Origin of the sequence: Kaistia nematophila, from assembly GCF_026343855.1 — a bacterium.
Classification (GTDB): domain Bacteria; phylum Pseudomonadota; class Alphaproteobacteria; order Rhizobiales; family Kaistiaceae; genus Kaistia; species Kaistia nematophila.
The window spans coordinates 256,110-279,666 of the sequence record NZ_JAPKNK010000004.1; the positions used below are offsets into that span (position 1 = coordinate 256,110).

17 protein-coding genes are annotated in these 23,557 nt (G+C 69.1%); 10 read left to right on the forward strand and 7 right to left on the reverse strand.

The genetic code is table 11. From position 1 onward, the window contains the following. Window positions 1–26: 26 nt before the first annotated feature. The 8 genes from OSH07_RS12015 (at window position 27) to mgtA (ending at window position 10,788) form a co-directional block, all read left to right on the forward strand. Window positions 27–941 (forward strand): N-carbamoyl-D-amino-acid hydrolase, encoded by a 915-nt coding sequence (locus OSH07_RS12015; RefSeq protein WP_266338890.1) that lies wholly within the window; start codon window positions 27–29, stop codon window positions 939–941. Further along, on the forward strand, window positions 901–2,220 hold the full coding sequence (locus tag OSH07_RS12020; RefSeq protein ID WP_338149878.1) for a D-amino acid dehydrogenase: 1,320 nt from the start codon (window positions 901–903) through the stop codon (window positions 2,218–2,220). Before OSH07_RS12015 ends, OSH07_RS12020 begins: the two co-directional genes overlap by 41 nt. Window positions 2,221–2,235: 15 nt before the next feature. Beyond that, window positions 2,236–2,973, forward strand: coding sequence for an aspartate/glutamate racemase family protein (locus OSH07_RS12025; protein ID WP_266338892.1), 738 nt, complete (start codon window positions 2,236–2,238; stop codon window positions 2,971–2,973). Between the two features lie 10 nt (window positions 2,974–2,983). Continuing rightward, window positions 2,984–5,062 (forward strand): hydantoinase/oxoprolinase family protein, encoded by a 2,079-nt coding sequence (locus tag OSH07_RS12030; RefSeq protein ID WP_266338893.1) that lies wholly within the window; start codon window positions 2,984–2,986, stop codon window positions 5,060–5,062. Continuing rightward, complete coding sequence (locus tag OSH07_RS12035; RefSeq protein WP_266338894.1) at window positions 5,059–6,852, forward strand: hydantoinase B/oxoprolinase family protein; 1,794 nt, start codon at window positions 5,059–5,061, stop codon at window positions 6,850–6,852. Before OSH07_RS12030 ends, OSH07_RS12035 begins: the two co-directional genes overlap by 4 nt. A gap of 14 nt (window positions 6,853–6,866) precedes the next feature. Further along, window positions 6,867–7,856, forward strand: a complete 990-nt coding sequence (locus OSH07_RS12040) for a quinone oxidoreductase family protein (RefSeq protein ID WP_266338895.1) — start codon at window positions 6,867–6,869, stop codon at window positions 7,854–7,856. Window positions 7,857–7,981: 125 nt separating this feature from the next. Continuing rightward, entirely contained in the window at window positions 7,982–8,194 is a 213-nt protein-coding gene (locus OSH07_RS12045; RefSeq protein WP_266338896.1) for a ChaB family protein, read from the forward strand. After that, complete coding sequence (gene mgtA / locus OSH07_RS12050) at window positions 8,179–10,788, forward strand: magnesium-translocating P-type ATPase (protein ID WP_266338897.1); 2,610 nt, start codon at window positions 8,179–8,181, stop codon at window positions 10,786–10,788. Before OSH07_RS12045 ends, mgtA begins: the two co-directional genes overlap by 16 nt. A 25-nt stretch (window positions 10,789–10,813) precedes the next feature. On the opposite strand, the gene OSH07_RS12055 is transcribed toward mgtA, so the two are convergent. Continuing rightward, entirely contained in the window at window positions 10,814–12,532 is a 1,719-nt protein-coding gene (locus tag OSH07_RS12055; protein WP_266338898.1) for an AfsR/SARP family transcriptional regulator, read from the reverse strand. A 135-nt stretch (window positions 12,533–12,667) separates the two neighbouring features. Between OSH07_RS12055 and OSH07_RS12060 the strand changes: the two genes are divergently transcribed. Both OSH07_RS12060 and OSH07_RS12065 read left to right on the forward strand, forming a co-directional pair. Next, a complete protein-coding gene (locus OSH07_RS12060; protein WP_266338899.1) occupies window positions 12,668–13,333 on the forward strand; it encodes a peroxiredoxin in 666 nt (221 codons plus the stop codon). A 139-nt stretch (window positions 13,334–13,472) separates the two neighbouring features. Continuing rightward, entirely contained in the window at window positions 13,473–14,510 is a 1,038-nt protein-coding gene (locus tag OSH07_RS12065) for an MBL fold metallo-hydrolase (RefSeq protein ID WP_266338900.1), read from the forward strand. Between the two features lie 4 nt (window positions 14,511–14,514). Here OSH07_RS12065 and OSH07_RS12070 read toward each other — a convergent pair whose 3' ends face one another. From OSH07_RS12070 to OSH07_RS12095, 6 genes are all read right to left on the reverse strand, one after another. Then, window positions 14,515–15,498 carry a zinc-dependent alcohol dehydrogenase family protein gene (locus OSH07_RS12070; RefSeq protein WP_266338901.1) on the reverse strand — a complete coding sequence of 328 codons (984 nt, stop codon included), beginning with the start codon at window positions 15,496–15,498 and terminating at the stop codon, window positions 14,515–14,517. Window positions 15,499–15,674: 176 nt separating this feature from the next. Beyond that, the gene (locus OSH07_RS12075) at window positions 15,675–17,420 is read right to left on the reverse strand and encodes a SulP family inorganic anion transporter (RefSeq protein WP_266338902.1); all 1,746 of its coding nucleotides are present in this window, start codon (window positions 17,418–17,420) and stop codon (window positions 15,675–15,677) included. Window positions 17,421–17,608: 188 nt separating this feature from the next. Beyond that, window positions 17,609–18,622: a porin family protein gene (locus tag OSH07_RS12080; RefSeq protein WP_266338903.1), complete on the reverse strand. Its 1,014-nt coding sequence runs from the start codon at window positions 18,620–18,622 to the stop codon at window positions 17,609–17,611. 231 nt (window positions 18,623–18,853) lie between these two features. Then, window positions 18,854–21,757 (reverse strand): FAD-dependent oxidoreductase, encoded by a 2,904-nt coding sequence (locus tag OSH07_RS12085; RefSeq protein WP_266338904.1) that lies wholly within the window; start codon window positions 21,755–21,757, stop codon window positions 18,854–18,856. A 26-nt stretch (window positions 21,758–21,783) separates the two neighbouring features. Then, window positions 21,784–22,671: a dihydrodipicolinate synthase family protein gene (locus OSH07_RS12090; RefSeq protein ID WP_266338905.1), complete on the reverse strand. Its 888-nt coding sequence runs from the start codon at window positions 22,669–22,671 to the stop codon at window positions 21,784–21,786. A 164-nt stretch (window positions 22,672–22,835) separates the two neighbouring features. Further along, entirely contained in the window at window positions 22,836–23,483 is a 648-nt protein-coding gene (locus tag OSH07_RS12095) for a GntR family transcriptional regulator (protein WP_266338906.1), read from the reverse strand. Window positions 23,484–23,557 lie beyond the last annotated feature (74 nt).

The following is a 23,557-nucleotide window of genomic DNA, read 5'->3' on the forward strand; positions in this document are numbered from 1 at the left end:
GTCCCCTCACGAACCAGGACCGCAAAATGGCCAGAAAACTGAACCTCGCCGTCGCCCAGCTGGGACCGATCGCGCGCGCCGAAACCCGGGACCAGGTGGTGGCCCGCCTGATGGAGATGATGAAGGAAGCCAAGTCGCGCGGCGCCACCTTCGTCGTGTTCCCCGAGACGGCGCTCACCACCTTCTTCCCGCGCTGGTACATGGAGGATCAGGCCGAGGTCGACGCGTGGTTCGAGACCGAGATGCCGAATGCCGCGACGCGGCCGCTGTTCGAGCTTGCCGCCTCGCTCGGCGTCGGCTTCAACCTCGGCTATGCGGAGCTGATCACCGAGGACGGCAAGGTCCACCATTTCAACACCTCGATCGCCGTCAACACCAAGGGCGAGATCGTCGGCAAGTATCGCAAGGTGCACCTGCCGGGCCACAAGGAATACGAGGCCTACCGACCGTGGCAGCACCTCGAGAAGCGCTATTTCGAGCCCGGCAATCTCGGCTTCCCGGTCTATGAGGTCGATGGCGCCAAGATCGGCATGTTCATCTGCAACGACCGCCGCTGGCCGGAGACTTGGCGCGTGATGGGCCTGAAGGGCGTCGAACTGGTCTGCGGCGGCTATAATACGCCGACTCACAATCCGCCGGTGCCGCAGCACGATCACCTGAACTCCTTCCACCACCTGCTGTCGATGCAGGCCGGCTCCTACCAGAACGGCACCTGGGGCGCCGCCGCCGGCAAGGCCGGCATGGAAGAGGGCAGCATGCTGCTCGGCCATTCCTGCATCGTCGCGCCGACCGGCGAGATCGTCGCGCTCACCTCGACGCTCGGCGACGAGGTGATCACCGCCGTCTGCGATCTCGACGCCTGCAGCGACATCCGCAAGGAGATCTTCAACTTCAAGGCCCATCGCCAGCCGCAGAACTACGGCATCATCACCGAGCTCTGAGGCGCGGCCGCGCGGGAGATCCATCATGCATGTCGTCGTTCTGGGAGCGGGCGTCGTCGGCGTCACGAGCGCCTGGTACCTGTCGAGGGCCGGCCACGAGGTGACCGTCATCGAGCGGCATCCGGCGGCCGGCCAGGGCACCAGCTATGGCAATGCCGGCCAGATCTCCCCGGCGCTGTCCTCGCCCTGGGCGTTTCCGGGGCTCGTCCGCAAGGCGATCGGCTTCGCCTTCGCCAAATATCCGCCGCTGCGGTTCGGGCGCATGCCCGACCGCGACATGGCGACCTTCCTGTGGCGGATGTGGCGAGCCTCCGGCGCGTCGGACTATGTCAATTCGAAGCGCCACATGGTGCGGATCGCCGAATACAGCCGCGACTGTTTTCGCGAATTGCGCAGCGAGATCGGCATCGACTATGCCGGCCGCCAGCGCGGCCTGCTGGTCGCCTTCCGCGACGCGGCCCAGATCGCCGGCTACGACACCGACCTGAAGGTGCTGGACGAGCTCGGCGTCCCCTATCGCCGGCTCGGCCATGCCGACGTGATGGCGCTCGAACCCAATCTCTCGCCGCGCTCCGGCATCCTCGGCGGCGTGCTGCTGGAGACGGACGAGACCGGCGACTGCTACCGCTTCACCCAGGCGCTGGCGGCCGAGGCGGCGGCGCGCGGCGTGCGCTTCCGCCACGGCGAGGCCGTCCAGTCGCTCGTCACTGAGGGCGACAGGGTCCGTGCCGTCCGCACCGCCGCCGGCGAGATCGAGGCCGACGCTGTCGTCACCGCGCTCGGCGTCGCCTCGCGCGGCCTGCTCAGGCCACTCGGCATCGATCTCCCGATCTATCCGGTCAAGGGCTACTCGCTGACCATCGCCGCCGATCCCGACGCGGTCGGGCCGCGCTCCACTGTCGGCGACGAGACCTACAAGATCGGCATCACCAATCTCGGCGACCGCATCCGCGTCGGCGGCACGGCGGAACTCGCCGGCTACGACCTGTCGCGGCCGGAAGGCCGCTATGCCGGGCTGATCCACAGCCTTCACCGGCTTTTTCCACGCGTGCCCGAGGAAGCGATCCAGACCGCCGAGCGCTGGTCGGGCCTGCGCCCGGTCACGCCGGACGGGCCGCCCCTGATCGGCCGGACCCGCTATTCCAACCTCTATCTCAACAGCGGCCACGGCACGCTCGGCTGGACGATGTCCTGCGGATCCGGACGCGTGCTGGCCGATCTCGTTTCCGGCGTGAAGCCGGAGGTCGAGCTTTCCCGCTTCAACCCGATCGCCGCCTGACATCCGGAGCACGCCATGAAGATCAAGGTCATCAACCCGAACACCACCTGGACCATGACGGAGAAGATCGGCGCGGCGGCGCGGGCCGTGGCGGCGCCCGGCACCGAGATCGTCGCGGTGTCGCCGAGCATGGGCCCGGTCTCGATCGAGGGTTTTTACGACGAAGCATTCGCCGCCATCGGCGTCATCGACGAGGTCAGGAAGGGCGAGGCAGAAGGCTGCGACGGTTATGTGATCGCCTGCTTCGGCGATCCGGGCCTCGCCGCGGCGCGCGAGATCGCGCGCGGTCCGGTTGTCGGCATCGCGGAAGCCGCGATGCATGCCGCCAGCCTGATCGGCAACGGTTTCACCATCGTCTCGATGCTGGAGCGGTCGCGGGCGACGATGGAGCATCTCGTCCACGCCTATGGCATGACCCACAAATGCCGCAACATCCGCATGACCGATTTGCCGGTGCTGGAACTGGAAGAGGAAGGCTCCAACGCGCAGGCGATCATCATCGAGGAATGCCGCCGCGCGCTGACGGAGGATCATGCCGACTCGGTGCTGCTCGGCTGCGGCGGCATGTCGGACCTGATGGCGCTGATCACCCGCGAGATCGGCGCGCCGGCGATCGACGGCGTCTCGTCCGGCGTCAAGCTGGTCGAGGCGCTGGTGTCGCTCGGCCTCGGCACCTCGAAGCGGCAGGGATACGCGAAGCCGATCGCCAAGCCCTATACGGGCCAGTTCGCGCCCTTCGCGCCCGTGGCTTGAGGGCAAGGCGATGAAAGCGATCGGCGTCGACGTCGGCGGCACGTTCACCGACCTCGTCTACTGCGACCTCGCGAGCGGTCGGGTCGAGATCCACAAGGTTTCGACCACGCCCGACGATCCGTCGCGCGGCGTGATTCAGGGTGTGATCGAGCTCTGCGCCGCCGCCGGCGTGGAAACCGGCGAGATCGACTACGTGTTCCACGGCACGACGACGGCCACCAACGCCGTGCTGGAGCACAAGGGTGTCGTCGCCGGCATGATCACCAATGAGGGTTTTCGCGACATCATCCATATCGGTCGCCATCAGCGCGTCCAGCACTACTCGATCCGGCAGGAACTGCCGTGGCAGGACCGGCCGCTGGTCAAGCGGCGGCACCGCAAGACGGTGGGCGGCCGCCTGGCGCCGCCAACCGGCGCCGAGCTGGAGCCGCTCGACGAGGAAGCGGTGCGCCGGGCGGCCGAGGAACTGAAGGCCGAGGGCGTGCAGTCCGTCGCCATCTGCTTCCTGTTCTCCTATCTGAACCCCGCGCATGAAAACCGCGCCCGCGAGATCGTCGCGGAGATCATGCCGGACGCCTTCGTCACCACCTCGTCCTTCGTGTCGCCGCAGTTCCGCGAGTTCGAGCGCTTCACCACCGCGGCGCTGGCCGCCTTCATCGGCCCGAAGGTCCGCACCTATATCGAGCATCTGGAGACGGCGCTGAAATCCGCCGGCCTCGAAGGCGAGCTGCGCATCATGGCGTCGAATGGCGGCGTCGCCACCGCCGGCATGGTCTCCGACAAGCCGACGCTGACGCTGCTCTCCGGCCTCGCCGCCGGCGTGCTCGGCGGCGCCTGGATCGGCGAACTGGCCGAGCGCAAGCGCCTGATCACCTTCGACATCGGCGGCACCAGCGCGGATATCGGCATCATCGTCGACGGCGTCTATGCCGAGACGGATGCCCGCTCCACCTCGATCGCCGGCTTCCCGCTGCTCTCGCCGATGATCGACATCCACACGATCGGCGCCGGCGGCGGCTCGATCGCCCATCTCGATCGCGGCGGCGCCTTCCGCGTCGGGCCGAAAAGCGCCGGCGCCGTGCCGGGCCCGGCCGCCTATGGCCGCGGCGGCAGCGAACCGACCGTGACGGACGCCAATCTCGTGCTCGGCCGGCTCGACGCCGAGGATTTTCTCGGCGGCGGCATGAAGCTCGATGCGGCCGGCTCCGCCCGCGTGATCGGCGAGCTGGCGACGACGCTCGGCCTCGGCCCCGAGGAGGCAGCCGAGGGCGTCCTTACCGTCATCAACAGCAACATGGCGAACGCGATCCGCTCGCGCACCGTGCAGAAGGGCATCGACCCGCGCGGCTTCGCGCTCGTCGCTTTCGGCGGCGCCGGGCCGCTGCATGGCGCCGAGGTGGCGGCGATGCTCGGGATCGGCGAAGTGATCGTGCCACCCTATCCGGGCATCACTTCGGCCATGGGCCTGCTCACCACCGACGTCAAATACGACGCGACGCGGACGCAGTTCCAGGTCTCGGGCGCCGTCGACCTCGACCGCCTCAACGCCGACCTCGCCGGCATGGAGGCCGATCTCGCGGCGCAGTTCCGCGCCGACCGCATCGAGACCGCCGACATGGAATTCGAGCGGATCGGCGACCTCCGCTATGTCGGCCAGGGCTACGAGCTGAAGATCCCGCTGCCGGCCGGCACGATCGACGCCGGGGCGCTCGCCGGCGTCCTCGACGCCTTCCACAGGGCGCACACGGCCGAATACGGCCACGCCTTCGCCGCGAGCCCGATCGAGATCGTCAACATCAAGGTGAGCGGCATCGGCCGCATCCAGAAGCTCCGCGAGCTGGCGGAGCCGCAAGGCACCTCGGTGGCGGCGGCGAAGGTCCGCACCGGCCCCTGCGCCTTCCGCGTCGACGGCGTGCTCGCGACCTTCGAGACCGCCTTCTACCACCGGCCGCTGCTGCCAGTCGGCGAGGCGTTCGAGGGACCGGCCATCGTGCTGCAGAAGGACAGCACCACGGTCGTGCCGCCCCGGGCCCGCGCCGTGGTCGACCGCTCGGGCAGCCTCATCATCACGCTCGGAGGTGCCGCATGAACGCGCCCGCAACCATCCGGCCGTCGACGGCCGACCGCATCGATCCGATCACCGCCGCCGTCATCCAGGGCGCGCTCGAAAACATCGCGATCGAGATGGGCCACAAGCTCATGCGCATGAGCTATTCGAGCATCATCCGCGAATCCGAGGATTTCGGCGCCGCGCTGACGGACGCCGACGGCAACCAGCTCTGCGAATGCAAGATGAGCACGCCGCTGCAATCGGGCCCGATCCCCGGCTATATCCGCGGCATCAAGCGGGCGCTGGCGGCGCGCGGCGACGTCATCCGCCCCGGCGACGTCATCATGCACAACGATCCCTATGGCGGCGCCTCGCACGGGCCGGACGTCTCCTTCACCGTGCCGATCTTCGTCGACGGGGCGCTCGCCGCCTTCTCGGTGACGACGGCGCACCATCTCGACATCGGCTCGGCGACGCCGGGCAGCGCCGGCATCGTCGATGCGGTCGACGCCTATTCCGAGGGACTGCAATTCAAGGCGATCAAGGTCTCCGACGAGGGCCGGGTCAACCGCGCCGTCTGGCAGATCCTGCGCGACAACATCCGCGCGCCGCAGCTCGTCGTCGGCGACATGGAGGCGCAGATCAAGGCGGCCGAGATCGGCGCCGAGCGCTTCCTGGCGCTTGTCGGGCGCTACGGCATGGAGCAGATCACCGCCGCGGCGGACCATCTGATGGACTATTCCGAGCGGCTGATGCGCGACGCGATCCGCGCCCTGCCGGACGGCACCTATGCGGCCGAGACCCGGATCGACGGCTTCCTCGACGATCCCAACCCGGCGCGGCGCGACCTGCCGATCAAGGTCGCCGTGACGGTCGCGGGCGACGAGATCACCGTCGACCTGACCGGCACCGCGCCGCAGGTCTCCGACCGGCCGATCAACATGCCGTTCGAGGGCACGGTCGATTGCGCCATCTGGCTGACGCTGCGCTCGATCCTGCTCGACAGCGCGCTCTATGGCGACGTGCCGCAGAATGCCGGCCTGACGCGCCCGATCACCATCGTCGCGCCGAAGGGCTGCCTGGCCAATCCGATCTTCCCGGCGCCGACCATCGCCCGCTTCACGCCTGGCAACGCCATGGCCGACACGCTGATGCGGGCGTTGAGCCAGATCGTGCCGGAGCAGGTCAGCGCCGGCGTCGGCAATCTCCGCGTCGTGTCCTTCTCCGGCCTGAAGGAGGGGCGGCACTGGGTACACATGGAGATCTTCGAGGGCAGCTATGGCGGCCGCTTCGGCCTCAACGGCATGGACGCGGTCGACACGCTCTATGCCAACACGCGCAACAATCCGATCGAGGACATCGAATCCCACCTGCCGATCCGCGTCGACCGCTACGAGCTGCGGAGCGATGCGCCGGCGGCCGGCCAGTGGCGCGGCGGCATCGGCTCGGTGCGCGAGTTCACGCTGCTGTCCGACGGCGCCTTCTCGATCGAGGGCGACGGCCACAGCCAGCGCCCCTGGGGCCATGACGGCGGCGAGGCCGGGCGGCCCGGCGAGCTGACGCTCGAACGCGCTGATGGCGGCACGGAGATCCTGCCCTCCAAGGTGCCCTACCACGAGGCGCGCCATGGCGACCGCGTGCTGGCGCGCGGCCCGAATGGCGGCGGCTATGGCGATCCGCTCAAGCGGGAGCCGGCTGCCGTGCTCGACGACGTGCTCGACGGCCATTTCGACGTCGCGCAGGCGGCGGCGCTCTATGGCGTCGCCATCCGCGACGGCGCCGTCGACGACGCGGCGACGGCGGCGCTCCGCCAGCAGCGGGCGGCTTGAGCGGGATGGGCACCATGCGCGCGATGCTTCTCTCCGCCGCGAACGGAACGCCGGAATCGCTCGCCGTCGTCGAGGTGGCGAAGCCGGAGCCGGGTCCCGGCGAAGTACTCGTCGAGGTCGCCTATGGCGGCTGCAATTTCGCCGACACCATGATCTGGCGCGGCACGTATCCGCATCCCAAGGGCTTTCCCATGGTGGCCGGGCTGGAGATCGCCGGCCGGGTCGTCGCCGTCGGCGCCGATGTCGCGGACGTCCGGGTCGGCGACCGCGTCGCGGCCTTCCTGGAGGATGGCGGCGGCTTCGCGGAGTTCTGCGTCGTGCCGGCGGAACGGATCATTCCGCTGCCCGACGCCATTCCCTTCGATGTCGCGGCCGCCTTCCCCGTCCAGGCGCTGACCGCCTGGCACATGCTGCATACCGTCTCGACGACACGGCCGGGCGATCTCGTGCTCGTGCATGCGATCGGCGGCGGCGTCGGCCTCTATCTGACGCAGCTCGCCGTGATGGCGGGCGCCACCGTCGTCGGCACGGTCGGGACGGCCGGCAAGGAGCGGAAGGCGCTCGACTATGGCGCGGCGCTGGTCGTGAACCGCAACGAGGCCGATTTCGTCACCGAGATCCAGCGTTTCACCGGCGGCAGGGGGCTCGACAAGATCGTCGATTCCACCGGCGCCGGCATCCTCGACGCGAGCTTCGCGCTGATGCGCGATCTCGGCCACGTCGTCAGCTTCGGCGAGGCGGAAGGACGGCCCCTGCCCAATCTCTGGGAACGACTGGTGCGCAAGTCGCTCACCTTCACGCGCTTCCATCTCGGCCACGCGCCCTTCGGCGCGCCGGCCTGGCAGGCGGGCATCGACGCCGTGACCGCCGCCGTGGCGGACGGCTCGCTCAAGGTCCCGGTCGAGGCCGTCTTCCCGCTCGATGAGGTGGCGGCGATGTACCGGCGGCTCGAATCCCGCGAGGTCGCCGGAAAGCTCGTCCTTGCCGTCAATCCGGCGCTGTGAGCGGGAACCCGCAGCCGGGCTCGACCGGGCAGGGAAACTGACGTAGCGTCTCGATCGCTCCCGCAGGGATGACGACCGCCGACGGCCGGAACTCGCGCGGATGGCGCGATCGCGAGGCAGCACGCATGCCCTATGCCGAGCTGAAGGACCTGCCGGCCGCCGTGCGCGACCACCTGCCGATCCACGGCCAGGAGATCTTCCGCGCGGCCTTCAACCACGCCTGGGACGAATATGCGTCTCGCGGCGACGGGGAGCGCGAGGAGATCGCCCGCCGGGTCGCCTGGGCCGCCGTCAAGCACAAGTACCGTAAGGACGGCGATCGATGGATCGCACTCTGACCGCGGAGAGGCAGGCTGCCCCGACGCTCGTTCCCCAACCCGTGCCCGACGCGTTCTGGACGCTTCCCGCCGACGCCCTGCTGCACGCCCTCGAGGCCCGGCCGGACGGCCTCTCGACGGCGGAGGCCGACGAGCGGCTGCGCCGCTTCGGGCCCAATCTCGCCGTCACGACGACGCGCTCCTCCCTGCCCGCCAAGCTCGCCAAGCGCATCGTCGAGCCGCTGATCGCCATCCTGCTCATCGCCGCCGCCATTTCCGGCGCGACCGGCGACTGGCAGAGCTTCCTCATCATCGTCGCCATCGTCTTCGGTTCGATCGGTCTCGACATCGCCCAGGAACGGCAGGCCGAGAAGACGGTCGAGGCGCTGAAGCGCTCCGTCGCGGTGACGGCGTCGGTTCGACGCGACGGCAGGGTCGCGGAACTGCGGGTCGAGGAAATCGTCCCGGGCGACGTGATCGAGCTGCACGCCGGCGAACTCGTTCCCGCCGATGGCCTGCTGCTGAGCGGACAGGGTGTGCTCGCCAACGAGGCGATCCTGACGGGCGAGCCCTATTCCGTCGAGAAACGGCCGGGAACGGCAACCGGGGAGGCGCTCTCCGACGCGTCCAACGCGCTTTTCGGGGGCACCAGCCTCGTCGGCGGCGAGGCGGTCATGCTGGTGACGGAGACCGGGCGCAACAGCCGCTTCGGCGCCATTTCCACCTCGCTGCAGGAACGGGAGCCACCGACCGCGTTCGAGCGCGGCGTCCATTCGCTCGGCATGCTGATCCTGCGCCTGACCGGCTTCCTCGTGCTGTTCGTGCTGCTGACGCAGATGATCCAGCACGGCCTGTCGCTGGAGAGCTTCCTGTTCGCGGTCGCCCTCGCCGTGGGCCTGACACCCGAACTGCTGCCGATGGTGATGACGGTGACGCTGGCGCGCGGCGCCGCCCGCATGGCGGCGCGAAAGGTGGTGGTGAAACGGCTGAGCGCCATCCACGATTTCGGCGCCATGGACGTACTGTGCACCGACAAGACCGGCACGCTCACCGAGGCGCGGATCGCCCATGTCGGCAGCTTCGGCCCGGACGGCAGCGACAGCCCCCGCGTCACCGAGTGGATCCGCCTCAACAGCCAGTTCGTCTCCGGCCTGCACAGCAATCTGGACGATGCCATCCTCGCCGACCCCGCGCCGGCGGTCCCGCAGGCCTGCAGCCGCATCGACGACATACCCTTCGATTTCGAACGGCGCCGGGCTTCGGTCCTGCTGTCCCGGGGGGCCATGACGGAAATCGTCACCAAGGGCGCGCCCGAAGCGCTGCTCGCGCTCTGCACGGAGGTCGAGCAGGCGGATGGCACGACGGCGCCGCTCGACGATGCCGAGCGCGCCCGCATCGCCGGCTGGATGGACCAGCAGGGCCGCCAGGGCCTGCGCCTGCTTGGCGTGGCCCGCCGGGCCATGCCGGCGGCTTGCCGGACGATTTCCGCAGCGGACGAGGCCGGGCTCGTCTTCGTCGGCTGCGCCGCCTTCATGGACCCGCCAAAAGCGTCGGCGACGGAAGCCGTCGCCCGCCTGGTCAAGGCCGGCGTCCGGGTCAAGATCATCTCGGGCGACGCCGCGCCCGTCGTGCAGCATCTGGTCGAGACGCTGCGCCTGCCGACGCGGGGACTGCTGGCGGGCGAGGCGATCGCCACCCTGACCGACGCGGCGCTCGCGGAAAGGGTGGAGGAGACCGACCTCTTCGTCCGCATCGCTCCCGACCAGAAAGGGCGCATCGTCCGGGCGCTGCGGCTCCGCGGCCATACGGTCGGCTTCATCGGTGACGGCATCAACGACGCTCCCGCCATCCACGCCGCAGATGTCGGCCTTTCGGTCGATGGCGGCACGGACGTCGCGCGCGAGGCCGCCGACATCATCCTGCTCGCGCCCGATCTCGGCGTGCTGGCGGACGGGGTGGAGGAAGGCAGGCGGACCTACGCCAACATCATGAAATATGTCCGCATGGGCACGAGCTCGAATTTCGGCAACATGCTGTCAATGGCGCTCGCCTCGCTGGTGCTGCCCTTCCTGCCGCTGGCGCCGTTCCAGGTGCTGCTGAACAACCTGATCTACGACGTCTCGGAAATCGGCATTCCCTTTGACACGGCGGATCCGGAAATGCTGTCACAGCCGCATCGCTGGGACATGCACGAAGTGCTGCGCTTCACGCTGATCATGGGGCCGCTCTCCTCGCTGTTCGACATCGCGACCTTCATGATCCTGCTCTATGGCTTCGGCGCCCAGGTCGAGATGTTCCGCACCGCGTGGTTCGTCGAATCGATCGCGACCCAGATCCTGGTCATCTTCATCATCCGCACGGCGAAACCCGCCTGGACCAGCCGCGCCCATCCGGTGCTGGTGGCGACGTCACTCGGCGGGCTCGCCGTCGCGCTCCTTCTTGCGCTGACGCCGCTCGGCCATTTCATCGGCTTCGTCGCCCTGCCCGCGCCGCTGCTGGCGACGATCGTCGCGATCGTCGTCCTCTATCTCGTCGCTGCCGAAGTGCTGAAGCGGATCGCCATGCGACAGGTCGGGCCCGCCCGCCGGAGGGGAAGAACCCGCCGCGCGCCGTGACGGGATCGCACGCCGGCCGGGCTTTTCAAGCGCCGGGGGCCGGCATCGCGCCGGCCATGCGGCCGAGGCAGCGGGACTGATCCAGCGGCCTGCCCAGCTCCTCGTAGCGCGCCGCCGCTTCCGCGAAGGCGGCGAGTGCCCGAACCTTGTTGGACTGCGCCTGGCGCTGGATGCCGCGCGCCTCCCAGAGCGCCGCCGCCCAGGGGCCGCCCTGCCACATGCCGGCGATGCGCTCGGCCTCGTTCAGCCGGCGGTCGACCTGGTCCAGTTCGCCCGCCTCGGTCAGCGCCACGGCAGAGGCGATGCGCAGCGCCATCGAGCAGGGCTGGCAGGCGCCCGGCGTCAGCAGCCGGTCGCCGGTCAGGATCGCCTCCTCGACCTTCTCCGGCGTCGTCGCCGCCCGGACCGCCAGCGCCTGCAGGCGCAGCAGCAGATGGTTGGAAAGCCAGGATTGCGCAGCGTCGGCGAGCGCGCGCTGGATCAGCCGGCCGGCCTGCCATTTCTGGCCGCGCGCCAACGCGATCTCGGCCAGCCGCTCCAGCACGAGCACCCGGCCCGACAGCGCGTTGGCGCCGACATGCAACCGCTCGGCCTCGGTCAGATATGTTTCCGCCTCGTCGAGCGCGCCGGCGCAGCGGGCGATCTCGCCGAGGATCAGTCCGGCCAGGGCGCGGCCAGCGATCGAGTCGGCGTCCTCGGCGACGCACATCAATTCCTGCGCCGATGCGGCGATCGCCGCGTGCCCCTTGGCGTCGCAGAGGCAAAATTCGGCGAGGCAGAGATGCCCGTCGAAGACGGATGGAACGAAATCGTCCCGGCTGCGCACCCATTCGGTGAATTCGCTACGGAACAGCTGCGGCCAGCGTCCCTGCATATGCGCCGTCAGGCCGAGAACCGCGCCCGCCTCGCCGACCTCGCGGGCAAGCCCGCCATCGAAAGCCTGCGCGCGCGTCTCGCGCGCGAGCTCCGCCGCCTTGTCGAACTCGCCGCTCTGCAGATGCACCAGCGCCCAGGCGATCGAGGCGCGGATGCGCTCGACCGGCGACGCCGGCCCAGCGCCGGAAAGCGCCAGCGCCCGCTCGTAGAGCTCGATCGAATCCTTGCTCGGGCCGACGCCGAGCTCGACATGCAGCCGCTCGCGCAACTGGTCGAACTGGCGGATCGCCTCGGCGCGATTGCCGGCGTCGAGCGCCGCCTGCATCAGCGCGCGCTGCGCCTCCTCGTCGGTCGGATAGAGGGCGATCAAGCGACGCCAGAGCCGGCCCGTGCGCAGCACCGACGCATAGAGCTCCTGCAATCGCTCCCGCGGGCCGTCCAGCCATTCCAGAAAGCGGTCGTCGGGCAACAGCACGCCGCCATAGAGATCGGCCGCCGCCTCGCATTCGGCCGGATCGCCGCTGCGCAGCGCCTGCTTCGCAGCCGCCTCGAAACGCTCGATGTCGGTCTCGAGCTCGACCTCGTCGGCGAAGGCGACGATCTCCTTGTTGACGGTGATCAGGTCATGCGCGCCCATGGCGCGGCGGGCGAAATGGATCGCCTTGCGCAGGCTCGCGCCGGCGAGCTCGACATCCTGCTCCGGCCAGAACGCCTCCATGATCTGCTCGCGATGAAGCCTGTGCTGCGGCGAGATGGCGAGCAGCTTGACGAGGGCGGCGGCGCGATCGCGCTTCCAGGCGGCCGAGGGAACTTCCTCGCCCTCGACGCGGACGGCGAAACGCCCCAGCGATTGAATGAAAAGCTGCACCCTGCATCCCCTGCCAGCCACGGTTCCGACGTTCGATCGCCTTCGCCGCAGCGATTTTTTCGCCGGGGAACGCTCGCGGAACAGCGCATTCGTATCCTGCCCCCATCGACGCATTCAACCAGAAAGGGAACCATCATGTCGCTCCGCATCAACGATCTCGCACCGGACTTCACCGCCGAGACCACCCAGGGTCCGATCTCGTTCCACGAATGGCTCGGCAAGGACTGGGGCATCTTGTTCTCGCACCCGAAGGACTACACGCCGGTCTGCACCACCGAGCTCGGCTACATGGCCCGCCTGAAGCCGGAATTCGACAAGCGCGGCGTCAAGATCATTGGCCTCAGCGTCGATCCGGTCGACAAGCATGCCGGCTGGGCCAAGGATATCGGCGAGACACAGGGCGTCGCTCCGAACTTCCCGATGATCGGCGACCCGACGCTCGCCGTCTCCAAGGCCTATGACATGCTGCCCGCCGCCGCCGGCGACAGCTCCGACGGCCGGACGGCCGCCGACAACCAGACCGTCCGCAACGTCTACGTCATCGGGCCGGACAAGAAGATCAAGCTGGTGATCTCCTATCCGATGACCACCGGCCGCAACTTCGACGAGGTGCTGCGCGTCATCGACTCGCTGCAGCTGACGGCCAAGCACCGCCTCGCCACGCCGGTGAACTGGAAGCCGGGTGACGACGTCATCATCGCCGGTTCGGTGTCCAACGACGAGGCGAAGCAGCTGTATCCGCAGGGCTGGAAGGAGCCGAAGCCCTATATCCGCATCGTGCCGCAGCCGGTGCTGACCTGATCCCAGAACGGCGCAGCGGGGACGGCAGGTCCGTCCCCGCCCCGACAGCGACGACGGCCCGCCCGGTTCCGGGACGTGCTACGCTCGCTTCGTTTCGCTGCGCTCGGCTCAATCCCCTTTGCGAATGATGGAGCGGACCATGATCTTCCGACAGCTCTTCGACAGCGTTTCCGGCACCTACACCTATCTTCTCGCGAGCCGCCCGGGCGGCGAGGCGCTGATCATCGATCCCGTGCTCGAGAAGGTCGACCGCTACCTGCAACTCGTGCGCGAACTCGACCTGAAGCTGGTCAAGGCGGTCGATACGCATCTGCACGCCGACCACATCACCGGCCTCGGCGCGCTCCGCGACCATACGCACTGCATCACCGTGATGGGCGAGCAGACCAAGGCCGACGTGGTCTCGATGCGGGTCTCGGACGGCGACCGCATCACCATTGAGGGCCTGAGCCTCGACGCGCTCTACACGCCGGGCCACACCGACGATTCCTATTCCTATGTGATGGGCGGGCGCGTCTTCACCGGCGACACGCTGCTGATCCGCGGCACCGGCCGCACCGATTTCCAGAACGGCGATCCGCGCGCCCAATACGATTCGATCTTCAACAAGCTGCTGCGCCTGCCGGACGAAACGCTGCTCTACCCCGCGCATGACTACAAGGGCGACACGGTTTCCACCATCGGCGAGGAAAAGCGCTTCAATCCGCGCCTCCGCGTGAAGTCGATCGACGAATATGTCGACCTGATGAACGGCCTCAACCTGCCCAATCCGAAGATGATGGACGTCGCGGTGCCGGCCAATATCCGCATCGGCCTGCACCAGGACGACATCGCCCGCAAGGGCTGGGCGGTCTCGGCGAAGCAGGCGATGGACATGCGCGGCCGCAGCGACGTGACGCTGGTCGACCTGCGCGAGAAGGCCGAGCGCGAACGGCACGGCGTCATCCCCGGCACGCTCCATGCGCCCTACCCCGCGCTGCAGGAAAACCTCGGCGTCGGCGGCATGCTGCATGCGCTGGCCGTCGATGGCGGCAAGCGGATCGTCTTCTACTGCGCCTTCGGCGAGCGCTCGGCCATGGCCGTGCAGGCGGCGCAGGACGCCGGGCTCGACACCGCCCGCCACATCGAAGGCGGCTTCGACGCCTGGAAGAAGGCCGGCGGCCCGATCGGGGCCTGATCCCTCAGGGAACCAGGACGGCCGCGCCCTGGAACCGGCCGGCGCGCAGGTCGGCGAGCGCCTCGTTCGCCCGCGCCAGCGGATAGACCGTGGTCGTGGTGCGGACGCCGGCGCGCGGCGCTACCGCCAGGAAATCGACCGCGTCCTGGCGCGTGAGATTGGCGACCGAGACCAGCTGCCGTTCCTCCCAGAGCCATTCATAGGGAAAGCCCGGTATGTCGCTCATGTAGATGCCGCCGCAGACAACGCGGCCGCCCTTGCGGACGGCACGCAGCGCCAACGGCACCAGCGCGCCGACGGGCGCGAACAGGATCGCCGCGTCGAGCGGCTCCGGCGGCGATTCCTCCGAACTCCCCGCCCAGACGGCGCCGAGCGACCGCGCCATCTGCTGCGCCGCCTCGTCGCCGGCGCGGGTGAAGGCATAGACCTCGCGCCCCTGAAAGCGGCAGACCTGCACCAGGATATGGGCGGCGGCGCCGAAACCATAGAGGCCGATGCGCCGGCCCGCGCCGGCGATGACGAGCGAGCGCCAGCCGATCAGCCCGGCGCACATCAGCGGCGCCGCCGCGACCGGATCGTCGAAGCCCACGAGCGGAAAGGCAAACTGCGCATCCGCCACGACATGGGTGGCGAAGCCGCCATTGCGCGTGTAGCCGGTAAAGAGCGGCTCGTCGCAGAGGTTTTCCTGCCCGGCCCGGCAATAGGGACAGTGGCCGCAGGTATGCGCCAGCCATGGCACGCCGACGCGCGCGCCGAGCGCCGGCGCCGTCACGCCCGGCCCCAATGCGTCGACGATGCCGACGATCTCATGGCCTGGAATGATCGGCAGCTTCGGATCGGTGAGGTCGCCGTCGACGACATGCAGATCGGTCCGGCAGACGCCGCACGCCTCGACGCGCACGCGGATCTCGCCGGGACCCGGAACCGGATCCGGCCGCGTCTCCTCCACCAGCGGCCGGCCCACCGCGCGAAGCACCATCGCCCTCATGGCAGCCGCCTCGCACCGGCAAACCGGGCGTCGCGGGAGACGGGCCTTCCTGCTGCATCGACCAAGACCGACATCCTTCGGGCTATCCGACGAACATTCAGCGCCGGCTGGCCGCTGGATGCAAGCGCACCGACTGGGCAGGCGATCAGCGGGGATACGCAGAACCGAACGTCTCGCTAGGCCGGCTCCGGAGGTTCCGGCCGCGCGGAACGCTGGCGCACATGCGTGCGGGCAAGATAGGCATCCTCGAGGCTGGCGAAGATCATGCCGGAGCCGATCCGCGCCGAGACGCCGGCCCGATCGAGCAGGGCGCGCACATCGGCATGCATTTCCGCGAGGCCGAGGGTGACGTTGGTCGCGGCGAGCTCGCTACGCAACTCGTCGAGCATCGCCGCAGCGGAGCTGTCGAGCTGCGGGATGGCGCTCGCATCCACCACCAGCCATGTGCCGTCGCCGGCTTGCTCGCGGGCGATCCGCTCCAGCCGGGATTTCACATAGTCGCTGTTGCAGAACAGCAGGCTGCCCTGGATCAGGCAGACGGTCATGCCCGGAACGGGCTGGGAGCCCTGGAAGCGATGCAGCTTGTAGAAGCCTTCGCGACCCGGGATGCGCCCGAGCAGCGCGTCGCGCGGGTACATGAGCTTCTGCATCAGATAGACCAAGGTCGCGCCGATGGCGATGACGACGCCGTTGAGCACGCCGAGGCCGATCGGCCCCCACATGGCGATCAGCGCGAAGACGAACTCGGCCCGGCTGATGCGCCAGAGAGTCCGAAGCTCCGTCAGATCGATGAGGCTGAGCGCGGTGGCCGCCAGGATGGCGCCAAGCGCCGGAATCGGGATGACGGCAAGCGCCCCGGTCAATAGCAGCAGCGCGAGGCCAAGTGTCGACGCGGCGATCAGGCTGACCAGTTGCGTGCGGCCGCCGATGGTCGCGTTGACGGCGGTGCGCGAATCCGAAGCCGATACGGCGAAGCCGCCGCAAAGACCGGCGGCGATGTTGGCGGCGCCGAAGCCGGTCAGCTCGCGGTTGGGATCGACGGCATAGCCGCCACGCACGGCGAAGCTTCGCGCCGTCACGATGCCCGAGCCGAAACAGACGAGGAAGATGGCGCCGGATCCGAGCAGGAGCGCCGGCAGCATGCTCATCGATATGCGCGGCAGCGACAGCGACGGCAACGCCGCCGGCACGTCGCCGACGACGGCGATGCCGCGGCCGGCGAAATCGAAGAGATAGGAGAGCAGCGCCGAGACGATGATGACGAGCACCGGCCCGGGGATCGGCGATCGCAGGCGCTTCGCCAGCAGGAGCAGCGCGAACATGACGAAGCCGAGGACGAGCGTCGGCACATGGATCGCGTGCGCCTCGCGGAACAGTTCGACGATCGGCGCCACCAGGCCGTCGGCAGAGATGTCGAGCCCGGTGAAGCGGTCGATCTGGCCGATCAGGATCGAGACCGACACGCCAGCGAAGAAGCCGGTGAGGATCGGGCGGGAAAGAAAGCTCGCCAGCATGCCGAGACGCAGGGCCCGGGCGAGCAGGCAGAGCAGCCCGACGCCGAGGGCGAGCGCCGCCGCCACGCCGACGCGGTCGGCGGGCGTGGCGGCCCCGCCTGCCAGCACGTTCGACAGCACGGCGGCGAGGATCGTCACCGTGGCGGCGTCCGGTCCGACGATCAGCTGCCGCGACGGGCCCAGAAGCGCATAGGCGACCAGCGGCCAGATGCTGGCATAGATACCGGTCTCAGGCGGCAATCCGGCAATCGCCGGATAGGCGATGGCGCTGGGCAGCCCGACCGCGGCAACGGCGAGGCCGGCGGAGATGTCCTCCTTCAGCCAGGCGGGGCGATAGCCGGCGAGGCCGGCGAGAAGCGGCAACCGCCAGCGCCGGCCCTGCGAAACGGGGGGGCGATCGCCACTCATGGCCGCGGCCCTTTCAACGCTTCGTTCGAAAACGCCCTGGCCGGCCGGGGATCGGAAATGACGGTCTTCGGGGAATGAGCTGCAAGCGCCACCTGCGCCTCCTCCGCATGCCCAATCTGCGAGACCGCTGCCGTGCAGGCGTCAGCCGCGCAACACTCCGCAGCATAGGCCTCCGCGGCGGAATCGTGTCAGAATTTTACCAGCGCGCCGCCGAAGATCGCCTGGCCCCTGTCGAAGGAGAGACTGGCCTCGTCATAGGAATAGGTCCGCCACAGCAGCCAGAGCTTGAGATTGGCGGCGTCGACGTTCTGCACCGCCGCGATGCCGATCGAGCTGCTGTCCGAGCTGGCATTGGCGATATCGCTGCCGAGGTAATAGTCGATCGAGAAGGCGGTGCTGCCGGCGTCGAAGAAGGCGTGCTCGTAGCCGAGCTTGGCATAGCCGTAATAGCCGGTGGGTCCTGCGGCGTCCTGCTCGCCGGCGGCGACCGTGACGCTGATGCCGCTCGGCTTGTGCAGCGCCGAGAACGAACCGTCGAAGCGGGTCGATTCGTTCTGGTCGTTGCGCGACAGCCCGACCGCGCTCGCGACCTCGACGTCGCCGAAAGTGCCGGCATAGGTCGCCGCGACGTCGTACATCGGCTTCGGATCGCTGACGAGCCAGTCATAGCCATAGGAAACCTGCACGCCAAAGCCGCCGAAGGTCGGCGTGTCGTAACGGATGCGGAACTTGCGGCTGAGGCCGTCATAATCGTTGAAGGCGTCGCCGACCGTGACGTCGGAAAGCGCGCCGCCGGGGGCGCGGAAAAAATAGCCGCCAGCCGTGTCGGAGACGCTCGCATAGGCGATGACGGTCGTGCCGGATTTGTCGACCTCGGCCGTCCCGTCGCTCGCCATGCTGCCTTGGCCGAGCCAGAGCTTGCCGTAGCTCTTGTTGCTGATCGCCGCCTCGGCCTTGCGGATGTCGCCCTGATCGAAACTCCATTCGGGCCGGTCGTCGAGCTGGCTGACGACGTTGGAGGCGAGCGGCTGGTACTCGACCTCGAAAATGGCCTCGAACCTCCAGTCGAAATTCGGACTGGAGAACAGCTGGATGCGCGCGCGCGTGCTCGAATTGTCGTTGTCGACGAAATTGCCATAGCTCTGCTGGCCGTCGTCATAGCCGAGATAGCCCATGTTCACCTGGCCGGACAGGCGCACCACCGTCCCGTCCGGAAAGCTGTATTCGATCGGCTTCGGATCTTCGGCATGCGCAGCCGCCGCGCCGGCGAGCAGGAGGATGAGGCCCGCGCCGATGGGCGCAACACGATTCGTCCGCCGTCTTGCGCACGGAAATGAGGAAAATCGCGCCATTTCGGGGGCCCCGTGGCAAATCACCACCATGCCCCAGCGTAAGCAATAATGGACCGTTCGGATAGACCGTCGGATCCGCCCTTAGCCGAATCGGGCGGGCGAGAAGGCGGCGAGATCACGGCCGGGATCGCGGCCGAGAACGAGGGCGGCGGTCATCTCGCCCATGATCGGGCCGAGCGTGTAGCCGTTCGAGGTGACGGCGTGGAACAGGCCCTTCTGGCGCGGATCCTCGCCGAGGATGGGGGCGCCGTCGATGTTGATGTTCATGGCGGCCCAGCTGCGGATCACATGCAGCTTGCGCAGGCCCGGCACGACATGCTGCGCCACCCAGAGATTGCCCTCGAGGCTGTCGAGCCGGGGGCGCGGATGGTGGTGAACGGGATCGAGGCCCGCCGTCCAGCCGCCGCCAATGATGAAATTGCCGTTCGCCGCCTGCTTCAGCGTCAGATGGCGATCCGCATGGGCGACGAGTGCCGTGATCGCCGGAGCCGCCGCCTCGGTCACCACCATCTGCAACGGCGCGCCGAAGACGGGGATTTCGCAGCCGAGCAGCCCGCCGACCTGGCCTGCGAAGGCGCCGGCCGCGTTGACGATGCGGCGCGCCAGCACGGGGCCGCGCGAGGTCTCGATCCGGAAGCCGCCCGACTCGGCGTGGATGGCAAGCACACTGCAGCGCTCGTGCAGGATGGCCCCCGCGACGCCGGCGGCATCCAGCAGATGGCGGGTCGCGACCAGCGGATTGATCTTGCCCTCCTGCGGACACCAGGCCGCGCCGACGAACTCGGGATTGAGGGCCGGCTCGCGCCGCGCCAGTTCCGCCGCGTCGATGACGTGGCTCTCGATCCCCTGCGCCCGCTCCAGCGCCGTCTTCGCCTCGAGGAAACGGAGATGCGCCTCGGTCTCGGCGACCATCAGGCCGCCGGTGATCTTCATCTCGAAATCGCGGCCGGTCTCCTGCTGCAACCGGCCCCAGAGCGCGATCGAATCGCGCTGCAGCGGCAACGTGCGCGCCGCCGGCCCGCCGCCGGCCTCGGCGCGGGCGCCATAGTCGAAGGAGAGAAGCTGGGCGTGCAGGCTGCCGGCATTGCCGCCCGAGGCGACGCCGTTCGAGAAGCCGTGTTCGAGGATGGCGACGTCGGCGCCGCCGCGCGCCAGGAACAGCGCCGTCGACACGCCGGCGACGCCGGCGCCGATGACGACGATGTCAACCCGTGTCTCCGGCAAGCGCGGCGCGCCGTCGAGCGGTGCCCGATCCGGCAGCAGCGCCCGCTTGTGGCCGCCCCATTCCGGCTTCTCGACGCCGAGCGAAGCAAGCGGCACCGGCCGGATCGGCATCTGCGGCGCGACAAAATCCTGCGTTTCGCTCGCCGGCGGCCGCGCCCCGGCGATCGCGCCGAGCCGATGACTACAATAGCGGCCCTGGCACCGCCCCATACCAGAACGCGAGAGCCGCTTCAGCGTCGCGAGATCGGGCGCCGCCGCGGCGGCATCCCGCTCCAGCGTGGCGCGCGTGACCTCCTCGCAGCGGCAGATCACCGTGTCCGGCGTCGGCGACGGCGGCTCGATCGCCGGGCGGAACAGGTTCCAGAGCGCCGACTGGAAGGCGAGGCTGCGCGCCCGCCGCCGCAGCGCAGACCGGCTGTCGCCGGACGCGGCTCCGCGCAGCTTGCGGACCGCCGCGCGGCCCGCCAGCTCGCCCTCGGCCTGCGCCACCAGCGCGCCGCCGAAGCGACCCGCCTCGCCGATGATATGGATGTCAGGCAGCGAACTTTCGCCATCCGGCTGACGGCGCGCCACCAGCGCGCCGTCGACGACGTCATGCGCGCAGCCGAGCAGCCGCGACAGGCTGTTGTCGGAGGCGAAGGCGCCGCCGAGCAGGATCGTGTCGGCCTCGATCTCGTGGACACCGGCGGCGGCGGTCACGGAAGCGCCGGTGACGCGGCCCTCCCCCCGGATCGCCGTGATGCGCGCGCTCCAGTGCACCGGCACGCCCGCGCTCGCGAGCCGGCGCAGCTGCCGGGTGCCGGCCAGCGCCAGCGCCGGATCGGCGGCGAGAAGCTGAAGGGCCGCGAGCGACTGGCGATAGGGCGACGCGGCCGACTCGACGACGCCGACGACGCTGGCGCCGGCCTTGTGCAGTTCCAGCGCGACCTGGAAATCGAGCGGGCCGTTGCCGGCGACGAGCACCCGGCCGGGCGGCACGGTGCCATAGGCGCGCAAAAGCGTCTGCGCCGCGCCGGCCGTCATCACGCCCGGAAGCGTCCAGCCCGGCACCGCCGGCACCCGCTCATAGGCGCCGGTCGCGATCACCAGCAGACGCGGCGCGAAGTAGACCGCGCCTTCCGGACCGTGACAGCCGATCCGCAATTCGCCGTCGCGCCGCTCGGCGCCCCAGACCAGGGTCTGGCCGAGGATGACGGCGCCGGCGGAACGGGCCCGCGCGATCAGCGCCGCGCCGGCGCCCGCCTGGGCGTCCTCGGCCAGCGAGACGCGCGCCGGCGCGGTCTCCGGTTGCTTGAAGAACTGGCCGCCTCCGCTCTTGCGCTCGTCGAGGACGACGACCTCGATGCCGGCCTCGGCGGCAACAGAAGCCGCGCTGAGCCCGGCCGGACCGGCGCCGATCACCAGCATTTCGACCGGACGGACCGGAATGGCTCGGGGCGGCACTCCGAGGTCGCGAAGGCCGGGATCCCGGATGTCGGGCCGCGCGCTCTGGCGATCGATGATCATGCCGTCGGCGACCGGCGACATGCAGGCGCGCTGGCTGGTGCGCCCGTCGATCGTCACCAGGCAGTCGTGACAGGCGCCCATGCCGCAGAAGACGCCGCGCGGCGCGCCGGATTTCGACCGAGAAAAGCCGATTTCGCCAGTCGCAACCAGCGCCGCCGCGACGGAGAGGCCCGGCTCGACGACGCGCGAAACGCCGTCGATCGTGATGCGGCAGGCACCGGCGGAAGCGGCCGGCGCAGCGGGCTTTATGGTCATCTCCGTCTCCGAGCGGCGGCCGAGGATCAGAGCGCGAAGCGCAGTCCGAACTCGTCGACCAGCGCCTTCATCGCCGCATCGCGGCCGGCCGGCAAGGGCAGGCGCGGCGGCAGCGGCGCGCCGGCGTCGAAGCCCATATGGCGCAGCAGCGCCTTCGAACCGCCGACATAGGCCTGGCCGCCGACCGCCTGGATCAGCGGCACCCATTTCCGGTAGACGGCGCGCGCGCCGTCATAGTCGCCGGCGGCGGTGCGCTCGAAGATCTCGACCATCGCGGCCGGCGCGACGTTGGAAGCGACAGCGACCCAGCCCTCGGCCCCCATCACGAAGCTCTCGAAGCCCATGATGCCGCCGAACACCGTCATCCGATCACCGGCCAGGCGGATGATGTCGCGCACGCGCGTCACGTCCATGGTCGATTCCTTGACGTAGTCGCAGCCGTCGATCTCGGCGATGCGGGCGAGCAGCTCCGGCCCCATGTCGACATTGGTGGTGGCGGGATTGTTGTAGACCATGACCGGGATCGAGATCGCCTCGGCGATGGCGCGGTAGTGCGCCACCAGCTCGTCGTCGGTCGGGGTCGAATAGAAGGGCGGGATCACCATCACGCCGTCGGCGCCGAGTTCCTCGGCCTCGCGGCTGCGGCGGATGACCTCGCGGGTATCCTCGTGACCGGTGCCGATCAGCACCGGAACCCGGCACTTCGCCGTCTCGATCACCGTGCGCGCGACGGAGCGGCGATCCGCGTCCGAAAGCGACAGGAACTCACCGGTCGAGCCGAGCGGGATCAGGCCATGGATGCCCTGGCGGATCTGCCACTCGGTAAAGTCGCGCATGCCGTCGAGGGAGACGGAGCCATCGACGCGGGTCGGCGTGATCATCACCGTGAAGACGCCGCGGAAATTCTTCTTCATTCGATCCAATCCAGACATTGCAATCCGCTCTAGCCGGTCGCGCGGCCATGGCTGCCCGTCCTGCGACCCTTTCTGGATTATTGCGGTATCCCACCTGAATACGCAAGGGAGCAACCCGCGCCGGACCGTCGCGGGCGGATCGACGCGACCGCTGCTGCGACGGCTCAGTAGCGCTTCAGCACGCCGGTGCGGACGATTTCGAGGTGAAAGCTCATGGCGGCGCGGGCGACCTCGGCCTCGCCGTCGAGCAGCGCCTCCAGCACGGCGGCATGCTCACGCATGCCCGGCTTGATGCGGATCACCGGCATCTGGCGCTCGAAGATGGTGGTGTAGCGGCGCAGGTCGCGGACGAAGGGAAACATGAAGGAATTGCCGCTCTGCTGGGCGATGTAGTCATGCAGTTCGTCGTCGAAGGTCCAGACATCCTCGAGATCCGGGGCCGGATTTTCCTGCAGGGCGAGGAAATGCCGGTGGATCACGTCGAGGCGCTGCCGGTCGGGATTGCCGCTCGCCTTGGCGGCGGCGGCCGGCTCCAGCAGCATGCGCATCTCCAGACTGTCGAGATAATCGCGCAAGGTGATCGTGCGGACGACCAAGCCGGCCGTGTCGTCGCGCACCAGCAGGCCCTCTCCTTCCAGCCGGCTGAGCGCATGCCGCATCGGCGAGCGCGACACCTCGTACTGAAGCGCAAGACGCCGTTGCTGGATCGGCGTGCCGCCCGGCAGCCGCGCCGCAAGAATATCCTTGAGGAGCGCCGCGTAGACCTCCTCGCCAAGGTTCGAATCCGTCTCGGGTGTTTCGTCTTCGAACATCTTGCAACCTTTGCCGCGTCATGCACACGATATAGGATGTACGGGATCGCGCCGGATTGAAAGTGACCGCGATT

Excerpts from the sequence above, each read along its gene's own strand:
- OSH07_RS12015 (WP_266338890.1), top strand. The coding sequence starts at position 27 with ATGGCCAGAAAACTGAACCTCGCCGTCGCCCAGCTGGGACCGATCGCG.
- OSH07_RS12025 (WP_266338892.1), top strand. The coding sequence starts at position 2,236 with ATGAAGATCAAGGTCATCAACCCGAACACCACCTGGACCATGACGGAG.
- OSH07_RS12030 (WP_266338893.1), top strand. The coding sequence starts at position 2,984 with ATGAAAGCGATCGGCGTCGACGTCGGCGGCACGTTCACCGACCTCGTC.
- OSH07_RS12035 (WP_266338894.1), top strand. The coding sequence starts at position 5,059 with ATGAACGCGCCCGCAACCATCCGGCCGTCGACGGCCGACCGCATCGAT.
- OSH07_RS12040 (WP_266338895.1), top strand. The coding sequence starts at position 6,867 with ATGCGCGCGATGCTTCTCTCCGCCGCGAACGGAACGCCGGAATCGCTC.
- OSH07_RS12045 (WP_266338896.1), top strand. The coding sequence starts at position 7,982 with ATGCCCTATGCCGAGCTGAAGGACCTGCCGGCCGCCGTGCGCGACCAC.
- mgtA (WP_266338897.1), top strand. The coding sequence starts at position 8,179 with ATGGATCGCACTCTGACCGCGGAGAGGCAGGCTGCCCCGACGCTCGTT.
- OSH07_RS12060 (WP_266338899.1), top strand. The coding sequence starts at position 12,668 with ATGTCGCTCCGCATCAACGATCTCGCACCGGACTTCACCGCCGAGACC.
- OSH07_RS12065 (WP_266338900.1), top strand. The coding sequence starts at position 13,473 with ATGATCTTCCGACAGCTCTTCGACAGCGTTTCCGGCACCTACACCTAT.
- OSH07_RS12070 (WP_266338901.1), bottom strand. The coding sequence starts at position 15,498 with ATGAGGGCGATGGTGCTTCGCGCGGTGGGCCGGCCGCTGGTGGAGGAG.
- OSH07_RS12075 (WP_266338902.1), bottom strand. The coding sequence starts at position 17,420 with ATGAGTGGCGATCGCCCCCCCGTTTCGCAGGGCCGGCGCTGGCGGTTG.
- OSH07_RS12085 (WP_266338904.1), bottom strand. The coding sequence starts at position 21,757 with ATGACCATAAAGCCCGCTGCGCCGGCCGCTTCCGCCGGTGCCTGCCGC.
- OSH07_RS12090 (WP_266338905.1), bottom strand. The coding sequence starts at position 22,671 with ATGAAGAAGAATTTCCGCGGCGTCTTCACGGTGATGATCACGCCGACC.
- OSH07_RS12095 (WP_266338906.1), bottom strand. The coding sequence starts at position 23,483 with ATGTTCGAAGACGAAACACCCGAGACGGATTCGAACCTTGGCGAGGAG.